Source organism: Roseibium sp. (assembly GCF_965216085.1).
Taxonomy (GTDB): Bacteria; Pseudomonadota; Alphaproteobacteria; order Rhizobiales; family Stappiaceae; genus Roseibium.
Map to the genome: position 1 here is coordinate 1077608 of NZ_OZ244138.1, position 19094 is coordinate 1096701.

The 19094-nt window shown below is 54.6% G+C and carries 16 protein-coding genes; 1 reads left to right on the forward strand and 15 read right to left on the reverse strand.

What is annotated here, in order from left to right:
• Window positions 1–3: 3 nt before the first annotated feature.
• The 4 genes from ACOOFE_RS04960 to ACOOFE_RS04975 form a co-directional block, all read right to left on the reverse strand.
• Complete coding sequence (locus ACOOFE_RS04960; RefSeq protein ID WP_420413930.1) at window positions 4–1308, reverse strand: TRAP transporter large permease; 1305 nt, start codon at window positions 1306–1308, stop codon at window positions 4–6.
• The gene (locus ACOOFE_RS04965; protein WP_420413931.1) at window positions 1302–1952 is read right to left on the reverse strand and encodes a TRAP transporter small permease; all 651 of its coding nucleotides are present in this window, start codon (window positions 1950–1952) and stop codon (window positions 1302–1304) included. Before ACOOFE_RS04965 ends, ACOOFE_RS04960 begins: the two co-directional genes overlap by 7 nt.
• A 55-nt stretch (window positions 1953–2007) precedes the next feature.
• On the reverse strand, window positions 2008–3030 hold the full coding sequence (dctP, locus tag ACOOFE_RS04970; RefSeq protein ID WP_420413932.1) for a TRAP transporter substrate-binding protein DctP: 1023 nt from the start codon (window positions 3028–3030) through the stop codon (window positions 2008–2010).
• A gap of 379 nt (window positions 3031–3409) precedes the next feature.
• A complete protein-coding gene (locus ACOOFE_RS04975) occupies window positions 3410–4726 on the reverse strand; it encodes an aspartate aminotransferase family protein (RefSeq protein ID WP_420413933.1) in 1317 nt (438 codons plus the stop codon).
• A gap of 135 nt (window positions 4727–4861) precedes the next feature.
• Between ACOOFE_RS04975 and ACOOFE_RS04980 the strand changes: the two genes are divergently transcribed.
• Window positions 4862–5431: a cupin domain-containing protein gene (locus tag ACOOFE_RS04980; RefSeq protein WP_420413934.1), complete on the forward strand. Its 570-nt coding sequence runs from the start codon at window positions 4862–4864 to the stop codon at window positions 5429–5431.
• A gap of 311 nt (window positions 5432–5742) precedes the next feature.
• On the opposite strand, the gene ACOOFE_RS04985 is transcribed toward ACOOFE_RS04980, so the two are convergent.
• The 11 genes from ACOOFE_RS04985 to ACOOFE_RS05035 form a co-directional block, all read right to left on the reverse strand.
• Window positions 5743–6738 carry an ABC transporter ATP-binding protein gene (locus ACOOFE_RS04985; RefSeq protein WP_420413935.1) on the reverse strand — a complete coding sequence of 332 codons (996 nt, stop codon included), beginning with the start codon at window positions 6736–6738 and terminating at the stop codon, window positions 5743–5745.
• A complete protein-coding gene (locus tag ACOOFE_RS04990; protein WP_420413936.1) occupies window positions 6735–7745 on the reverse strand; it encodes an ABC transporter ATP-binding protein in 1011 nt (336 codons plus the stop codon). The genes ACOOFE_RS04985 and ACOOFE_RS04990 overlap by 4 nt, the downstream gene beginning before the upstream one ends.
• Window positions 7746–7749: 4 nt before the next feature.
• On the reverse strand, window positions 7750–8724 hold the full coding sequence (locus tag ACOOFE_RS04995; protein WP_209010999.1) for an ABC transporter permease: 975 nt from the start codon (window positions 8722–8724) through the stop codon (window positions 7750–7752).
• Window positions 8725–8738: 14 nt separating this feature from the next.
• On the reverse strand, window positions 8739–9710 hold the full coding sequence (locus ACOOFE_RS05000; RefSeq protein WP_141185413.1) for an ABC transporter permease: 972 nt from the start codon (window positions 9708–9710) through the stop codon (window positions 8739–8741).
• 220 nt (window positions 9711–9930) lie between these two features.
• Window positions 9931–11514, reverse strand: coding sequence for an ABC transporter substrate-binding protein (locus ACOOFE_RS05005; RefSeq protein WP_420413937.1), 1584 nt, complete (start codon window positions 11512–11514; stop codon window positions 9931–9933).
• Window positions 11515–12270: 756 nt separating this feature from the next.
• The gene (locus ACOOFE_RS05010) at window positions 12271–13770 is read right to left on the reverse strand and encodes an aldehyde dehydrogenase (NADP(+)) (RefSeq protein WP_420413938.1); all 1500 of its coding nucleotides are present in this window, start codon (window positions 13768–13770) and stop codon (window positions 12271–12273) included.
• Window positions 13771–13803: 33 nt separating this feature from the next.
• Window positions 13804–14433, reverse strand: coding sequence for a glutathione S-transferase family protein (locus ACOOFE_RS05015; protein ID WP_420413939.1), 630 nt, complete (start codon window positions 14431–14433; stop codon window positions 13804–13806).
• A gap of 38 nt (window positions 14434–14471) precedes the next feature.
• Window positions 14472–14825: an NIPSNAP family protein gene (locus ACOOFE_RS05020; protein WP_420413940.1), complete on the reverse strand. Its 354-nt coding sequence runs from the start codon at window positions 14823–14825 to the stop codon at window positions 14472–14474.
• A gap of 36 nt (window positions 14826–14861) precedes the next feature.
• Complete coding sequence (locus tag ACOOFE_RS05025) at window positions 14862–16586, reverse strand: thiamine pyrophosphate-binding protein (protein WP_420413941.1); 1725 nt, start codon at window positions 16584–16586, stop codon at window positions 14862–14864.
• A 17-nt stretch (window positions 16587–16603) separates the two neighbouring features.
• Window positions 16604–17389: an SDR family oxidoreductase gene (locus tag ACOOFE_RS05030; RefSeq protein WP_141185418.1), complete on the reverse strand. Its 786-nt coding sequence runs from the start codon at window positions 17387–17389 to the stop codon at window positions 16604–16606.
• Window positions 17390–17411: 22 nt separating this feature from the next.
• Window positions 17412–19091: a tripartite tricarboxylate transporter permease gene (locus ACOOFE_RS05035; RefSeq protein ID WP_420413942.1), complete on the reverse strand. Its 1680-nt coding sequence runs from the start codon at window positions 19089–19091 to the stop codon at window positions 17412–17414.
• Between the last annotated feature and the right edge of the window lie 3 nt (window positions 19092–19094).

The following is a 19094-nucleotide window of genomic DNA, read 5'->3' on the forward strand; positions in this document are numbered from 1 at the left end:
TCCCTATTGAATGCCCATAAGCATTTTCGGGAGGAAAAGGGACAGTTCCGGCAAGAAAGTCACCAGCATCACCATCGGCAGGTGGCCGAGACAGAGGAATTTGAGGGTGATGCCGATATATTTGTCGAGCGTGATCTTGCTAACACCGGCCGCCATATAAAGCATCGGGGCGCAAGGCGGAGAGACGTTACCGAGACCCAAATTGGTGCCCACAATTGCTGCAAAATGGATTGGGTGGATACCAAGCTCATTGGCAACGGGCAACAAAACAACCGCGGCAAGTACGCTGCCTGAGATGTCATCGACGATCATACCCATCAGCAAGAGCACCAGATTGATCAGCAAGAGCAGCAAGATGCGGTTTTCTGATAGATCAAGCAGCAGGTCAGCAATCTGGCCGGGCACCTGCTGCAGCACCATGGATCGGCTCATCATGAACAGAAAAAACAGCACAGTGATGATCGAGCCGGTTGTGATTGCGGCCCATTTGGTCGCCTTCCAGAAGTCCTTGAAGGACAGGCTGCGGTAAATCAGGAAACCAACCACCGTGGCATAGACCAGCGCAATGGCAGCTGCTTCTGTCGGTGTTGCTATGCCGCCGTAGATGGTGCCCAAGATGATCAGGGGCATCAAAAGCGCCCAGAACGCCTTTTTTCCAGATCGGCCAACACCGGATATGGCTTGGCCTAAGGGAAGTTTTTCTTCCACCTGAATGTCGTTGTTGTTGCGCAAGAAGAAAAAGTTAAGCGCTATGTAAAGGAGCGCCAGCATGATCCCCGGGATGATTGTTGATAGAAATGCCGCCCCAACTGACAGGCCACCGGTCACGGCAAAAACGATCATTGGGATTGATGGCGGGATCATCAGCGCCAGTACCGATGAGCAGGCAACCAAGGCTGTTGCATGGCCGACCGGATAACCTTCCCGAACCATTCGCGGGATCATGATCTGGCCGATGGCTGCAATCGCCGCTGACGACGATCCGGAGATCGCGCCAAACAGGGCGCAAGTGACGATGGTCACCGCGCCGAGACCTCCCTTGATCCTGCCGACGATGGAATTGACGAAATCCAGCAGCCTGTTCGATATGCCACTTTCCGCCATAATTGTGCCTGCGAGCACAAACAGGGGAAGTGCTAGAAGGGCGAAGCTGGTGGTGGTCTGATAAGCGTAGGGGATGAGGAACGAGATATTGCTGCCGGTGCCAATACCGAAAACCAAGGCGCCAATACCAAATGCAAAAGCTATGGGCATTTCAGCCAAAAGCAGAACAACAATAATCAGAAGTGCGATGGCAAAGATCAGCATTGAACCGTCTCCCCTTCTTTCATCATTTGCAGGGCGACGTACTGGTTCACGCCTTGCATGACCAAAGCCAGGATTGTTCCTGTAAAACCGATCACCAGTGAAAAGGACCAAAGCCCCTTGGGCCAGCGCAGATAGGAGCTGAGGCGGCCCTTCTCAATCTCGAAAAACGCATATTTTATAGCGAAGTAACCAAACACCACGCACGCAATGATGCTGAAGACCGTCATGATCAGTCTGATGCTCTGGATGATGGCCGGGTTTGTCACGATCAGCGTCAAGATACCGCCGTGAATATGCTCGCCCTGCCGGGTGACATAAGCCATGGCTGGAAAATAGACCCAGGCACCGAACAACAACGCCATCTCCTCAATGCCGACAAAGGGGGAGTTGAAGCCGTAACGCAGGATCACCTGGGCAAACATCAAAACGGCCAGAGCAATTGAGAAAGCGGCCAGCCCGTTCGACAGGATGGAAGCATAGACCTTTTCGAATTTCAGAAAGGCAGCGTAGCGCTCCGAAACCGGGCCGTCCGGTACGGCAGTTACATGTTCAGGTGGTTCGGGGGTGGTTAATTCCGGGTCATAAATAAAGGATGCGCCCGGTTCGACCGGATCACGCGGGTGCTGTTTTGACGTTCTATCCATTTCGTCCTCCCTGAAATGAAAAGGGCCCGCACAATCGCGGGCCCATGGCTTTTTGTTATTCCAGACCAGCGGCCTTTTTCAGTTTGGTCATGATCTCCGGGCCGACGACTTCCTCCATCGCGGGCCATTCGGTTTCATGGACAACAGAAGCTGCAGCTGCGATTTGCGCGTCACTCAATTCAATGACTTCGATGCCGGCATCGCGGGCTTTTTGCAGAAATTCATTGCTCTTGCTTTCCGCTTCATCCCAGGACCACAGAACGGTGTCGTCGGCTGCTTTTTGCAGAGCCGTACGGTCTTCCTCGGCAAGTCCGTCCCACCAATCCTTGTTCACCAGCCAGAAGGCGGTTTCAAAGTAATCATTGGTCAGGATGTTTGTTTCCAGCACATCACGCAGATTGTAAGTCTCGACCGCAGTCGAAAAGGCGCGGGCATCAACAGTTCCCAGTTGCAACGCGGTGTAGACCTCGGCAAGCGGGATCGGCACGGCCCCAAAACCGAGGTTGTTGAAGCGGTCAACAGCAATGGAGACCGGCGGTACGCGGATTTTCAAGTTTCCGCCGTCGCCCGGTAGATCCAGCGGTTTGGCACCAACGCCCTTTCTGATCACGACCGATCCGAAATCGGTGGGAATGATGCCAATGGCATGCACATCCATGTCGTGCAGAATGTCGTTGTAGATATCGAGCATGTCGCCGCCTGGACCATAGACCTTGCGGGCGTCTTCCCAATTGGACACAACGTAACCAAGCCAGGACAGGTCGAGCCGCTGGTCAAACTCCGAAGCCCCCCAGGTCATGGACATGGGAACGACACCTTGCATGGACTGTTCAAAAAGCGAGGTCCAGTCGCCCAGATCGCCGCCTGGATGATAGGCAATGCGGAAATTGGAATCCTTACCTAAGGTATCCTGGAATTTCTCCGACATCGCATGGAAGATGTGATCGGTTGTCATGGCGTGAGCGAGAATGAACCGCTCTTTTGCATCTGCTGGGGTTGGCGCATAAACGGCGGCTGCTGCAATAAACGCCGCACCACCCAATGCGCTAAAGGCACGTCTGCTGAGTTTGTCTATCATTTCGGGTTTCCTCCTCGGATTTTTTGTCCCGCCGGCGCCCTGCCGCAGGACTTTGCTTCGCTGAAGTCAGCAAAGGTCGCGGGCCGCATGCACACGTGCACGCAGCTACAATTCTCTCGTCCACCCGCTTTTGAGTTGGGTGTTGGTATGTCTGCTGATGGGCTAAAAATCTGGTTTGGCGGGAGCCGCCCCAACAATCGTTATGTGATCATCTGGCTCTTGGCGCTTGTCCGCGAATTGAGCGAGGGACAGTCAGTTCTAGAAGAGAGAGCTTCGTTCTTGTTCTTTAGCTCTTGTCGTTTTGGTCAAACCGGCGCAATAGCGCCGGTTTCAAGCCAGGTGCCGAAGTTAGCCCAAGCCGGGCAGTCGGCCTATGAACTCAATCCAAGTCCCCTAAGATGTCGGCAAGACCGTCAAACAGGGTGTCGATTTCAGTTTCGCTGATGATCAGTGGCGGTGAAAGAGCGATGATGTCGCCGGTAACGCGGACCATAAAGCCAGCGTTCCAAGCCTTTTTCATAGCGTCCATACCCCGGGCACCCGGAGCGCCATCACGCGGAGCGAGTTCTATTGCGCCGACAAGGCCAAGATTGCGGATGTCAACGATGTTCGGCAGACCGGCCAAGTCATGGATCCGCTTCTCCCATTGAGGTGCAAGCTTGGCTGCCCGCGCAAACAGGTCGTTTTTCTCATATGATTCCAGTGCCGCCAGCGCAGCTGCACAAGCCATCGGGCTGGCGGAATAGGTGTAGCCGTGGAACAACTCGATCGGGCTGTCAGAGTTTTCCATCGCGCTTTCGTAGATGTTGTTCTGCACGATTACGGCGCCCATTGGGATGATCCCATTGGTCAGTCCCTTGGCAGTCGTGATGATGTCCGGCGTGACCTCGAAATATTCTGCTGCTGTGGCTGCGCCTAGCCGGCCGAAGGCGGTGATGACTTCATCGAAGATGAGCAAAATACCGTGTTTGTCGCAGATTTCCCGCAGAGCCTTGAGGTAACCAACGGGGGGCAGCAAGACCCCGGTTGATCCGGCCATCGGCTCGACGATGACTGCCGCAATGGTCGAGGGGTCGTGCAGACCTACAATTCGCTCCAGATCAAAAGCAAACTCGGCTCCGTGTTGTGGGCAGCCTTTGGAAAAAGCATTGCGCTTTAGATCATGTGTATCGCGCAGATGGTCCACTCCGGTCAGAAGTGTACCAAAGTGTCTGCGATTGGAAACAATACCGCCGACTGAAATGCCCCCAAACCCGGTGCCATGATATCCGCGTTCACGGCCAATCAAACGGGTCCGCGAACCGTCTCCACGCATACGGTGATAGTGCAGGGCGATCTTGAGTGCGGTATCGACAGATTCAGAACCGGAGTTTGTAAAGAACACATGATCCATGCCTTCCGGCATGAGACTGGCGAGTTGTGAAGAAAGCTCAAAAGCTTTGGGGTGCGAAAACTGGAAACTCGGCGCATAGTCGAGTTCAAGCGCTTGTTCCTGAATGGCTTTGGTGACGAATGGATCCTTGTGACCGGCGTTAACACACCAAAGTCCGGCAGTTGCATCCATCACCTTATGTCCTTCGGTGCTGGTATAATACATGCCTTCTGCGGACTTGATCAGCCGTGGATTATTTTGAAAATCACGGTTGGCCGTGAACGGCATCCAGAACGATTCCATGGTGTTGGTTCTCTGCAGCATTGTGGCTCCTCCATCAAAATGTGCAGCTGTTCGATGCCCAATAGTTCCACACGCTTTGGTGGTTCGTCACTCCAGATTCTTGAGAAAGTTTAACGTATTGAAAAACAATACACCCTTGCTTAAAGTGCTTTCGATATGAAGCAGAAAAGCGAAAAATCTGATTTTGAGACCGCCAAACGTTTGCGAGTGATCCGAACCGCAAAAGGGCTTAGTCAGCGCAAGCTGGCCAAACTGTCAGGCGTTGGAAGCGGTACTATCTCGTTGATCGAGTCGGGTGCAACACAGCCTTCTGTGGCGCTCTTGAAAAAGATCCTTGGGGGGATCGATGTTAATCTGGGATTTTTCTTCTCCTTCGAAATTAGGGATGAAGAGAAGGTCTTCTTTACAAAGAAAGATCACCGCAACCTTGGGACGGCTGGGGTTGCCTACCGCCTGATTGCGAGTGAGCGCCAAAACCGTAAGATCCAGATGCTGCTGGAGGAATACAAGCCGGGCACGGATTCTGGTCGGGCATCCCTCTCTCATGAAGGTGAAGAGTGCGGCGTTGTGATCTCAGGCCATTTGAAAGTCACAGTCGATGGCCGCTCGCAAATTCTTGGGCCTGGGGATGCGTATTATTTTGATAGTCGGCTGCCGCACCGGTTTCAGAACACCGAAAGCGAGCCGTGTAAAGTGGTTAGCGCCTGCACGCCGTCAACATTCTAAGATGATTGCGGAGGAGCCTCTTTGGAGGACACATTCCGCTTTAAATCACATGCAGAGCAATTTTGGCTTGTGGGGGCTATGAGGCCGAAGAGGAGCGTAGTCGTAGGAAGTACACTGCCAAAGAGGCTCTGCACCAAACGCGCGATCGCAGCCATTTTGTTAGTCACAAAGCCTTCGTGTCGCGACCGCACATTTCGCATGTGATTGATGCTGGCGCCCCGACTAGTGGACCATCATTCCGGCGGAAATGTACGCAAGTGAGCAGTTTGTGATACCCCACTTTACCAATCAGGTTTTTATGCCACCGCTCCTTATGCGGTGCAGAGGTGGCAGGCGACACGTGCCTTTTCAGGGCCGAACTCCCTGACTGCGGGGCGTTCTTGACGGCAACCGTCTTCCACCAACGAACATCTTGGGTGAAAGCTGCAACCGCTCGGCTTGTTGATCGGATCTGGGATTTCGCCTGAGACGATATCGGCGGTCCGGCCAAAAGCATCAATATGCGGTGCGGCATCCATGAGCATTCGAGTGTAGGGATGGCGCGGATTTTCGAACAACGTATCCCGGTCTGCTACTTCGACCAGGCGGCCAAGATAGAGAACACCAATTTCATCGGCCATGTACCGGATTACGGATAGATCATGACTGATGAAAAGGTAGGTGAGACCGAGTTCCCGTTGCAGGTTCTTCATCAGATTGAGGACCTGGCTTTGCACGGAAACGTCGAGCGCTGAAGTCGGTTCATCGCAAACGATGAACTCAGGGTTCGACGCCAAAGCTCGTGCGATCGCAATGCGTTGCCGCTGACCACCGGAGAATTCATGCGGAAACTTTTCGCCGTCTGATTTCGCCAGCCCAACTTGGTCGAGCAATTCTTCGACCCGTTTGCCAATGTCGCCAGCTGGCATCAGTTCGAACGCCCGGATGGGCTCGCCAATAATATGTTTAACCCTCCAGCGCGGATTCAAAGACGCGTAAGGGCTCTGGAAAATCATCTGAATGCGGCGGCGCATTGCCAATTTGTGCTTTTGATCCTTGATAGCGAAGAAATCTTCGCCGTCGATCAGAACCTGGCCGCTGGTTGGCTTCTGAAGCCCGACGATCATCCGCCCAATGGTCGATTTTCCAGACCCACTCTCGCCGACAAGCGCAAAGGTCTTGCCTTTGGGGATGTCAAAGTCCACGGAATCGACTGCCGTGAGAAGCCGCTTGGATTCCATTGCCAGCAACCGGTTGAGCCAGGGTTTGGACACATCAAATATTGCGCCCAGGCTTCGTGCGCTGATCAAAGGTGTCTCACCGGTCATTCGGACGCTCCGGATGTCTCTTTTTTGATTGTTTGATAGGCCGGATCATAGAGCCAGCAAGCCACCTCGGTGCCCTCGACAGGTTCCAGAATGGGTATGTCCTTGAAACAGGCAGAGATTGCTTTGTCACAGCGTGCATTGAAGGCACACCCCCTCGGAATGGCCCGAAGGTTTGGCATGGCACCGGGAATTTGGCTCAGGGTGTGCATCGTGCCTGTTGTGGACGGCGTCGATGCCATCAATCCCACAGTATAGGGATGCGACGGAGAGCTCAGTACATTGCGTGTCGGGCCAATCTCGGCAATCCGGCCGGCATAGAGCACGGCGACCCGGTCGGTTGTTTCGGCAATCACGCCCATATCATGGGTAATCAGAATAACGGCAGTTCCCCGTTCCCGGCATAGGCGTTTCAAAAGCGCCATGATCTGAGCCTGGACTGAGACATCGAGGGCGGTTGTTGGTTCGTCCGCGATGATCAATTCTGGTTCTGCAGCAAGTGCTAAAGAGATCACCACGCGCTGACGCATACCACCGGAAAACTGATGCGGATAGGCATCGATCCGGGCTGCCGCAGCTGGAATACCAACCTCTTCAAGCAATGCAATCGCTTTTGCCCGGGCTTCATTTTGGGAGAGCGGAAGATGGGTGCGGATGGTCTGGATCAGTTGCTGGCCGACCGTCATCAACGGATTGAGGCTGGTCAGCGGATCCTGGAAGACCATGGCGATCTTCTTGCCGCGTATACGGCGCATGCGGTCTTCAGGCAGATTGTCGATGCGTTCGCCGTCTAAGTGGATGGTGCCACCGCTGATCCGGCCCGGCCGGTCTATGAGGCCGATAATAGCCGACCCGCACATGGATTTACCCGCGCCGCTTTCGCCTACAAGGCCGAGAATTTCGCCGGCGCGGACCTCGAAACCAACCCGGTCCACAGGCCGCAGCACACCATTCCTGGTCGGGAACTCGACGATGAGATCGGAGACTTTGAGAAGTGGAGTATCTGACACGTGTCTATCGCAGTTTTGGGTTCAGAACGTCACGCAACCAGTCGCCGAAGAGGTTCACGGAGAGCGCAAGAGCAAGAAGGGTGAGGGATGGGAACAGCAAGATCCACCATTCACCGGACAGGATGTATTGCCGGCCGACGTTGATCAGAGTTCCAAGAGACGGTTCTGTTTTTGGAGCCCCGACGCCTAGGAAACTCAGGGTCGCTTCGGCGATGATGGCGAGAGCCAGGCTGATGGTGGCAATCACAAGGATCGGACCTGTCACATTCGGCAGAATGTGGCGCAGCATGATGCTCCAACGCGTAAGGCCGATGAGGTGGCCTGCTTGCACATATTCCTTCTGCCGCTCCACCATAGTGGCGCCACGCACGGTGCGGGCGAATTGGACCCACTCTGACAGGCCAATTGAGATGATCAGGACCCAGATTGCCATCTCATCTCGCAGATCTGGCGGGATCAGGCCTTTGCCGATGCCATAGAGCAGCATGGCTACCATGATGGACGGGAAGGTCATTTGAATGTCCGCAATCCGCATGATGACGCCATCAATCCAGCCGCCGACATAGCCGGATACAAGTCCGAGGACCACGCCGAGGGTCATTGCGAAAAGAACCGCGACCACACCAACAAACAGTGAAATACGCAAACCAAATAGGATCGTGGAAAACACATCCCGTCCCTGGTCATCTGTCCCCAAGAGGAAATAATCGCCGGTGAACTCGTTTGCCGCCATTGGCTTAGTGAAGCCGTTCATCAAGTTAAGGCTTGATGGATCGAAAGGGGTATAGGGCGACAGAATTGGAGAGAAAACCGCGCCGAGGACAAGTGTAAGAAACACTATCGATGAGACGATGATAACGGGCGAAGATTTGTATGAATGCCAAATGTCGGAATCCATCCAGCGCTGCCATCTGGATACGGCAACAGCTTCGGTGAATTCCGGGCGGGCTGAGGCGCCCTTTGGGGTCTGGATTTCCATGATGCCTCTTGACCTCAGTTGTTGCTGACACTGAGACGCGGGTCGATGGTGAAGTAGAGCAAGTCGACGATCAGATTAATGGTCACAAAAATCACGGCGACCAGCAGCAGGTAAGCCGACATGACCGGGATATCGACGAAACTGACTGCGTTGATGAAGAGCAGGCCAACGCCGGGCCACTGGAAGACGCTTTCGGTGATGATCGCAAACGCGACAATCGAACCGAATTGAAGGCCGGTGACGGTAATCACCGGGACGAGCGTATTTTTCATGGCGTGGCCGAAATTGACGGTTTTTTGGCTAAGGCCGCGGGCCCGGGCAAAACGGATGTAATCGGTCCTCAGCACTTCAAGCATTTCAGATCGTACAAGGCGCATGATCAGGGTCATCTGATAGAGACCAAGCGTCACCGCTGGCAGGATCATCGACTTAAAGCCATCAACAGTCAGAATTGCAAGCTCAACGCCGAACAGACTGCGTGTGTCGCCACGTCCAAAGGATGGAAGCCAGCCTAAGTTGACAGCAAAAAGCCAGATCAGGAAGACACCGATTAAAAAGGTTGGAAGCGAAACCCCGATCAGCGAGGCCGTCATGATGAAGTTAGCGACATACCCATCTCGTCGGATGGCCGTATAGACCCCTAGCATGAAGCCGAGTGATATCGCTATGACACCTGATAGAAAGGCCAATTCGAGCGTGGCGGGCAGACGCTCCAGGATCACCTCTCCGACTGGCAGGCCAACGCGGTAGGAAACACCGAAATCGCCAGACATGGCGCGTTGGAAGTAGCGGACATATTGAACGATGATCGGATCATTCAGTCCGAGCCGCTCCTCAAGCTCCGCGCGGTCGGCAGCTGTTGCTTCCTGACCGAGCATGTTCTCCACGGGGTCGCCCATGAATTTGAACATGGCAAATGAAACAAAACCGACGGCCATCAGGACTAGAAGTGCCTGGCCGAGGCGGCGAATGATGAATGCGAGCATTTTTCAAGCCAATCGAGAGACTGTGGCGTCCGCGACAGTCTGCTAAGTCTTCCGATAAGGACGTGCTTATACTTGCGTTATGCGCAGAGTCTACCGTTTTTCCAATGTTTCAACAGTGTTGCTGGCGGATAAAACCGTAAAACTCATTTGGCTGACAAGCTTAAAACATCGCCACCGTACCGGATGAACTTTACCCGGTACGGTGGCGAAAGCGTGAGACTTAGTTAAAAGTCAGGAACTTAAAGTGCGGCTGATCTTCTGGCTGTACTGCGAAGTTGACCTTGTCAGCCATGCCCCAGTTCAGGACCTGGTTGTGGATCGGCAGGTACAGGTTTTCAGACTTCACCGTATCCCAGATTTCAGCAATCGTGGCGTTCCGGACTTCCTGATCCGTTTCAGATGCGAGGCTTGCAATTTTCGCATCCAGTTCCGGATTGGAATAGCCGGTTGCGTTCCAGGAGCCGAGCTTGTCGGTCGTGGTGTGTGCCAGGAAGTTGAAGATGTACTCGGAATCGAAGGTCGGTACGCCCCAGCCGAGCATGTAGAAGTCGGTGGTTTTGTTCTGGATCAGCGGGAAATGCTGCGCCTTCGGCTTTGCGTCCAGGTTAACCTTGACACCGATCTGGCCGAGCATGCCGACAGCAGCCTGACAAATGCCTTCGTCGTTGACATAACGATCGTTCGGGCAGTTCAGCGTGATACCGAATCCGTCACCATAACCGGCCTCTTCCATCAACGCCTTTGCTTTCGGAACGTCATACTCCGGATATGCGTCCAGCGCTTCGGTCCAGCCGTTGACGAACGGAGGCATGATCACACCGGTCGGCGCGGACTGATCGCGCATGACGATTTTCTGGATAGCCTGGCGGTTCAGCGCAATGTTCATCGCTTCGCGAACGCGGTTGTCGGCGAGCGGGTTTTTGCCGTCGACTGTGTCGCTTGTGAGATCATCCGCGCCCTGGTTCATGCCGAAGAAGATCGTCCGGTTCTGAGCTGCGGTGTTGAGCTTCAGACCATCGGTCTTTTCCACGATTGGCAAATCTTGAACCGGGACGTCCTGAATCAGATCTACTTCGCCGGACAGAAGCGCAGACACGCGTGTGGCGCCTTCCTGAATCGGGGTGTAGATGATTTCAGTGACTTCCAGCGGAAACTCGCCTTTACCCCAGTAGTTCGGGTTCTGCTTCAGAACTGTCTTGGAATCCTGCTTGCGGCTTTCCAGAGTAAATGCACCGGTTCCGTTCACTGCGCGAACGCACGGGTTGTCGCCGCCATTGGCGATGTCTTGCGGTGCTTCACATCCGTTATCGGTTGCCCAGCCAGAATCCATGATGAACAGGTTCGTCATGTTGTTCGGCAGCAGTGGGTTCGGGCCGTTTGTTTCGAAATGGACCGTGTAGTCGTCGACCTTGCGAACGTCCTTGATGGAGTTCAGCAGCTCTTTCATTGCCGAAGTCGGCATCATTGCCCGCTTGAAGGAGAAGACAACGTCATCAGCGGTGAAGTCTTCGCCGCCATGGAATTTCACGCCTTCGCGGAGTTTGAATTCCCAAACTGTCGGGTCTTCAGTCGGCTCCCAGCTGGTTGCGAGCGCCGGAATGATCTTTGCTTCCATGTCACGCTGCAGAAGCGGCTCATACATCTGGTGCGCCAAAGCGTGGGTCGGGCCCTCGTTCTGCGCATGCGGGTCCAGCGTCAGCGAGTCGCCTGCGCGTGCCCAACGGAGCGTTTCAGCATTTGCCGCGCTAAGACCGGCACAAATGGCCAGACTTGCAGCGGTTAGTTTAAGGACGGATTTTTTCATACTGTTCCCCTTCGGTTGTGACTGGGGCCGTTTGTCGGCGTGATCTTATAGTGATCCCCAGCTAGCCTTTATGGACATTTTCGCAGACTTGATTGCTGATTGAATTCAGTCAGCAAAGAGCCATGCGGCATCCTGACCGGTAAAAGAGCGTTATGGCTGTTTGGAGTCAAGGGTATGTCGTTCTACGGATAGTGTTCGAATAAAATGTTCGCAAAAGCGCTATTCTTGAGAAAGATATTCCGCCTCAATGTGGCTGAGTTGCTTGCAGACTCTCGCAAATGAAGGTTGCCGGTCACTTGGATCGATTGCTGTAACCCATTTTGCGATAAGACAATTTAATAATGACTAGCCAAAAGCTCTTCAGCGAATTCGGAAATGCTCTGTTGATTTTCAGCAAAAAAATTCCGGTACGGTCCTTGTTGTTCGTCAGGACAGTTCAATAACGCCCATTGGTTAGAAAGCCAGTCGACTTACAGGATCTGACTTATGGGCTCTTTAGTCAGTGGATCTTGCGCATTGAAGTTTTGTGGCGGCGAGCCAATGGCCCTTGGATACGTGCCGGATGCCATGTCATATGGCACCCGTGTCCAGGTCAATATTGGTTGGGCTGTCTTTTATGTGGCCCATTGTCGTCGGTCCGCTTTTTTGGTCCGGGAGGTGGTGGTAGGAAATGAGTAGTGGTGAGTGAAAAAGTTAGCCAATTCACCCGGTCACCGGGCTACATGCCCCAAACCACGCACCATTTTGGTGTTATTGTTACACCAAATCCATCGGCAGCAACGCATTTGGCATGTTCTGATAGCAGACCGGGCGGAGGAAACGCCGGATCGATAAGGTGCCTACTGAGGTGGCGCCAAAGTTCGTTGAGGCCGGATAGGGGCCTCCGTGGACCATCGAATCTGCGACTTCAACGCCCGTTGGGAAGCCGTTGACCAAAAGGCGTCCAGCCTTGCGCTCGAGAACAGGCACGATCGATTGCGCAGCATCGGTGTCTTCCGCATCAAGAAGAAGCGTACAGGTTAACTGCCCCTCAAGTGATTTGGCGATGGCAAGACGCTCAGCCTCGTTACGCACGGTTACAATCAAACCTAGTGGTCCAAAGACTTCGTGCATTAGCGCCTTGTTGGCGAGAAGTCTGCTTGCCGTTGTGCGCAACAGTACGGGCTGGGCGTTGCGGCCTTCACAATCTGCACGGAACACGCTGGTTGCGACTTCGCTCATGGTAGCGGTTCCGCTATGAAACGCACTTGCAATACCGTCCGTCAGCATGGCTTGCGGTCCAATTTTGGCAAGGTTCTCAGCAGCCGTTGCTACAAAAGTTTCCGCTTCCAGTCCTTCCTTAAGGATGAAGATGCCGGGGTTGGTGCAGAACTGGCCGGCACCCATCGTGAGCGACCCTGCCCAACCGGCAGCAATCTCGGCCCCTCGGTTTTGCAATGCATGATCCAGCAAAAAGACCGGATTAATGGATCCCAGTTCACCAAAGAACGGAATGGGTTCCGGTCTGCTGGCGCACAGATCAAAAAGAGCGCGGCCTCCACCAAGCGAGCCAGTAAAACCGACGGCCTTGATCAGCGGATGCTGGACAAGGGCCGTGCCGACCGCCCGGTTGCCGCCCTGGATCTGACTAAATACGCCCGGGTGCACATCGCATTCTTGGATGGCGGCCAAGACAGCCTGAGCAACGATGTCACTGACACCGGGATGGGCAGAGTGGCCTTTGACCACAACTGGACAGCCTGCGGCCAGGGCCGCTGCCGTATCTCCGCCCGCTGTCGAGAAGGCAAGCGGGAAATTCGACGCGCCAAAAACGGCGACCGGGCCGATTGGTCTTTGAACCATTTTCAGGTCAGGACGCGGCAATGGCTGACGGTCTGGCAGGGCTTCATCATGGCGGCGATCCAAGTAATCTCCAGCTGCGATGTGATTGGCAAACAACCGTTGCTGCCCGACGGTCCGGCCCCGTTCGCCAATAAGTCGGGCTTCCGGCAACCCCGTTTCCCTTGTGCCGATTGCCGTTATGTCGTCACCGCGAGCATCGATATGGTCGGCGATTGCGTTCAAGAGTTTTGCCCGGCTTTCGCGGGAACTGTAGCCAAAGCTCCAGAAGGCGTCTTCCGCAGCTTCCACCGCGGCGTTCACATGTTCAGGGTTACCGATCGAAAATCGGTCAACGTTTCCTGATACCGGTACGTTTTCAAACGTGTCGTCGCCTGCAACCCATTCACCTGCAACAAGGTGTTTTCCAATAAACATCAAACTGACTTTGTCCTGTTTGGGCTTTCGCCGTTAACCTGCAGGGATCTCGCCCATGACTTTCGGCACGTGGTAGCCCTTTTGGACCGCAGGGCATTCTAGAAGGCGTTTGTACCAAGCCTGGACATTTGGGAAGTCGGCTAAGTTGATCTGCTGCCACTCATAGCGAGAAATCCACGGCCAACAGGCCATATCGGCGATAGAGTAGTCGTCGACAATGTAGTCGCGGCCTTCCAGGCGCTTGTCTAGAACTCCATATAGCCGCCGGACTTCCGTGCGAAAACGTTCTTCGGCGTATTCGGCTTTTCCGGGATTGAAATGAAGGTAATGATGCGCCTGGCCCAGCATCGGCCCAAGACCGCCCATTTGCCACATCAGCCACTCGATGGTGCGTGTCCGTTGTTCGCCATCGGCTGCGAGAAACTTGCCATATTTGTCTGCCAGGTAAATCATGATGGCCCCGGATTCCATAAGCTTTAGACTGTTGTCTTGGTCAACAATCGCCGGGATCTTGTTGTTCGGACTGATTTCCAGAAATTCTGGTGTTTTCTGGTCACCCTGGCCGATGTTGATTGGATGGGCGTTGTAGTCGATGCCCAGTTCTTCAAGAAGAATGGAGACTTTCCGGCCGTTCGGTGTGGTCCAGGTGTAGAGATCGATCACGAGTATACTCCGCGTGTCTGATTTGAGTGTTGTTCGGGTCAGCCGTTGTTTGTAGCCATGTCCAGTGCCGGATCGTCCTGAGCCCACGGACTGAAAGGGGCAGGGATCAGGATCTTGTTTTCCTGACTGATCTGAAACTTCCGGGTCTTGACCGCGTATTCTTTCCAGCGCGGATCGGCCGTCAGTTTTGCGCGGCGCTCCGACCGCTCCGCCAGATCCTTGTAAGCCCACATGTGGATGATCTGGTGCAGCTGGCCGATATCGGTTGAGAAGTAACCAACCATCCGCCCCAGGATCGGCCGCTGAATGGCAAGGCCTTCTTCTTCGTAGAGCTTGAGATACTCAGGTACGGCACCGATGTTGAGCGTATAGGTGCGTTGTTCGACAATCATTTGGTTTTCATCCTTCTTCCCGAAACTTCGGGGCGGTCAATGAGCCAGCGCCGCTTCGCCTTGTCTACGGGCATCGCTCAAAGACTGGCTTGGTGTCAGTGCTTCCGGATCGACGACGATCTCGATCAGATATCCGCCCTTGGACGCCCGCGCCCGACCCAGTGCGGCGGGAAAAGCCTGGGTGTCTGTAATCCGTTCCCCGCCAATTCCAAATGCTTTTGCGTAGGTGACGAAGTCCGGGTTGACCAACTCGGTCGCGATCACATGCCCGGGATGGTTGCGTTCTTGGTGCATCCGAATTGTTCCGAACATACCGTTGTTGACGACGATGTAGATGACGTCAGCGCCAAATTGTCTGGCGGTTGCCAGTTCCTGGCCTGCCATCATGAAACATCCGTCGCCAGCGATGCTTATGACTTCCCGGGAAGGGGCGATGAGCTTTGCCGCAATCGCTGCGGGTTGGCTGTAGCCCATCGAGCCGCTGGTTGGGGCGAGTTGAGTGCGGTAGCCAGTATGCTGATGGAAGCGATGGACCCAGACGGTGTAGTTGCCTGCGCCATTGGCAACGATGGTGTTGGCCGGCATCGTTTCCGTGAGATGTCTGATAACATCAGCCATGTTGACATTGCCTGGAACCGAGGTGGGTTCGATAAAACTGCGGTAGTCGACGTTTTGTTCACGGCGCCAGTCTTGCCATCTGCTCGCGCAGTCTGACGGTTTCAAGTTAAGCGCTGCATCAAGAAACGCCTCCGGCGAAGAGACGATCGAGAGTTCCGGAGCATAAACCTGACCAAGTTCTTCCGCACCAGGATGGATGTGAACCAGCTTCATTTGTGGGGTAGGAATATCCAGTAAAGTGTAACCTTGCGTGGTCATTTCACCAAATCGGGGGCCGATGGCGATCATCAGATCAACGTCCTCCATGACCCGCTTGCGCAATTTGGGTGAAGGTGCAATGCCTATAACCCCGACATAGTTCTCATGGCTATTGTCGAAATAATCCTGACACCGGAAGGATGTGGCGACGGGAAGGCCAAACCTTTCAGACAATGCTACCGCCTTGTCGCAGCAGGCCTTGTTCCAGCCAGGGCCACCAACAACCAGCAACGGTTTTTGGGCGGCGTGGAGCATCTTCTCCAGATCGGCCATCGCAGACGGCTGAGGGGCGGCCACAGGAAGAGGCGTTGGTTTTAGGTCAACAGTTGCGACCTCCTCGGTCAGCATGTCTTCTGGCAAGGCAAGGACAACGGGCCCAGGCCGACCGGAAAGCGCCACCTTCCAAGCACGGGACAGATACTCGGGAATGCGCCGTGCATCATCAATCTGGGTAACCCATTTGGCCATCTCGCCAAACATGCGCCGGTAGTCCATTTCCTGGAAGGCTTCACGGTCCATCATCTCCCGTCCGACCTGTCCGATAAGAACAATCATCGGTGTGGAATCCTGATAAGCGGTGTGAACTCCGTTGGAGGCGTTTGTTGCGCCCGGACCGCGGGTTACAGCGACAATGCCGGGTTTGCCGGTCATCTTGCCATAGGCGTCCGCCATATTTGCAGCACCAGACTCGTGCCGGCAGGTGATGACTTCCACGTCGTTCTGATGTGCGTACAAACCTTCCAGCAGGCCCAGAAAACTCTCGCCTGGAACACAAAAGATCTTGTCCGCACCCAACAAGGCGAGCTGGTCGGCAAGTATGCGTCCTCCGCTGCGCAGAGGCATCGCAGCGTCGGCAAGCGTTTTGTTTTCCAGTGCTTTGGACATGTCGTCCCCCAGTTCCGTTAGATGCTTTTGATCATGCCGCCGTCGACGCGGGTCATTTGTCCGGTCACATACCCGGCCGGGTCGCTCAATAAGAACGCTGCAACGCTGGCAAACTCCTCCGGCCGGCCATAGCGTTTTGCCGGCAGGGAAGCTGCGATTTCGGTGCGAACTTGATCCAAGGTCTTGCCTTCACGATCGGCGCGTGCTGTGTCCAGCTGACCAACACGGTCGGTATCAATCTTGCCTGGAAGGATCATGTTGACTGTAATTCCGTCGCCAGCGACCTCAGCCGACAAGGTCTTGCAAAAACCGGCCATTGCACCTCGAATTGTGTTGGAGACGGCCAGATTGGGGATAGGCTGGATGACGCCGGACGAACCGATTGCAAGAATACGGCCCCACTTGCGTTCCTTCATCGAGGATACAGCTGCTTCGGTGATCTGAAACAGGCTGAACAGAAGCATTTGAGCAGACCGTTGCCAGATGTCACCGGACACTCCGAGAGATGGAGACGGCGGAGGTCCACCAGCATTGTTCAACAGGATATCAGGTTTGATTTCATTGCTGACCCTAGCGCAGAAACTGTTGACTGCATCAGAGTCCGAGAAGTCAACTGCGATGGGGGAAGCGGAAACGCCGTACTTTTCCGACAGCTCGGCAGCTAGGGCCTGCAACTTGTCTGCGCTGCGGGCCGTTAGTATGACGTTGGCACCTTCTTCAGCCAGCTTCTCGGCAATGGCGCGGCCGAGCCCTTGGGAAGCCCCAAGAACCAGTGCGGTCTTGCCGCGGATACCCAAATCCATGAGGTTGTACTCCTGATAGAATTTAACTTGTCTGATTGATCTGTTCGGCCTCAGGCGCCTTGCCGCCGTTTTTGAGCCGGTAGGCCACCATCACCGCCCCGGTCAGAGCCATCACGATGGCAACGGAGGGACGAACGATGCCAGGCATCATGAACACTGGGATGGATTGAACAATCAGCAGGGCAGGCACGAAGAACCGGGCCCATACCGCTGTTTTCATGTGCTTTTGGTAGTAAGGGAAAAGAAGAGAGAAACACCCGAGAAGCAGGAAGAACAGTGACCATGGCCGGCTGATGAACACCATGATGTCATCTGACCGTGCAAACACTTGGCTCAGCCTTGCTTCTGCGATGCCACCCAGCACGACCCCCAGTACCATCAGCACAATCGGGAACCCAAGAGCGCGAATGACAAAGCCGATGATGCCAAAGATGAACAGCGTCCACATATCGTAGGTGATGTTGTTCAGGGCAAAGATGCCGACCGAGCAATAGAACAGGATCACGGCGGTCAGCATGTATATCTTCACCTTGGTCACGAGCACAAAAGCTCTGAGCGTGAAGGACTGCATAAACAGCATCATGAAGTTGGCGACGAAGAATGCCAGGAAGATCGAATAGGCAATCTGTGGCTCGTCAGTGATAAACGATGGGCTCGGGATCACATCGTGGATCAGTAGGGCGCCGAGCATGATTGCTGTCATGATGTCGCCCGGCAACCCTAGCGCCATCATAACGATCAACGCTCCGCCGGCCGTTGCATTGTTCGCAGATTCCGGCGCAATGATCCCGTCGATTGCACCCGAACCAAATTTGTCGGAATCTTTGCTGGTCTTCTTGGCCTGATCATAAGCGAGGATATTGGAGATCGTGCTGCCCGCTGCGGGCAGCACGCCGACAAATACGCCGATCAGAGAGGAGCGGACGATATTCCCCCAGCGCCTGATGACCTCACGTGCAGATCCCAAGTAATCGATATGAACGGCATGGGCTTCGTTGCCACCGAGGCGTTGATGCGCTTTTTCGGATGTCCGGACATCACCAAGCAGCCGGCTGAAGGCAAATAGGCCAACAAGAACCGGCAGGAAGGCAAACCCCTGAGCCGCTGCGTCCACCCCGAAGGTGAAGCGTGGCAAACCAAAGACAACGTCACTGCCGACGGTTGAAATAAGTAACCCCAAGAGTGCTGCCATCAATCCCTTGAGGATCTGGTCACCGGCCATACTGGCAGTCACGGTCAGGGCGAAAAGGATCAGCGAAAAGTAATCGACGGGTTGAAACTCAAGTCCGATGAGCGCCAATTGCGGGGCGACGATCATCAAGACGATTGATGCAATGACACCGCCGAAGAATGATGCCCACACCCCGATACCCAGTGCCAGACCTGGTTTGCCGCCTCGCGCCATCGGGTAACCGTCAAAGGTTGTTGCGACCGATGAGGGTGTTCCGGGAATTCCGGTTAATATGCCGGACATCAGGCCACCCGACAGCCCGCCAACATAAACGGCGATCATGGTTGCCAGACCTTCGGCCGGTGTCATGGAAAAGGTGAACGGCAACACCAGCACGACGGCCATGGCGATGGTAAAGCCGGGAATGGCACCGGCAACCAGGCCGGCCATCGTGCCGACCATCATCAAGATCATTGTCTTGATTGTGAAGAGTTCTGGCGCTGCTGTCGCCAGATTTTCAAAGAGACCCATGGC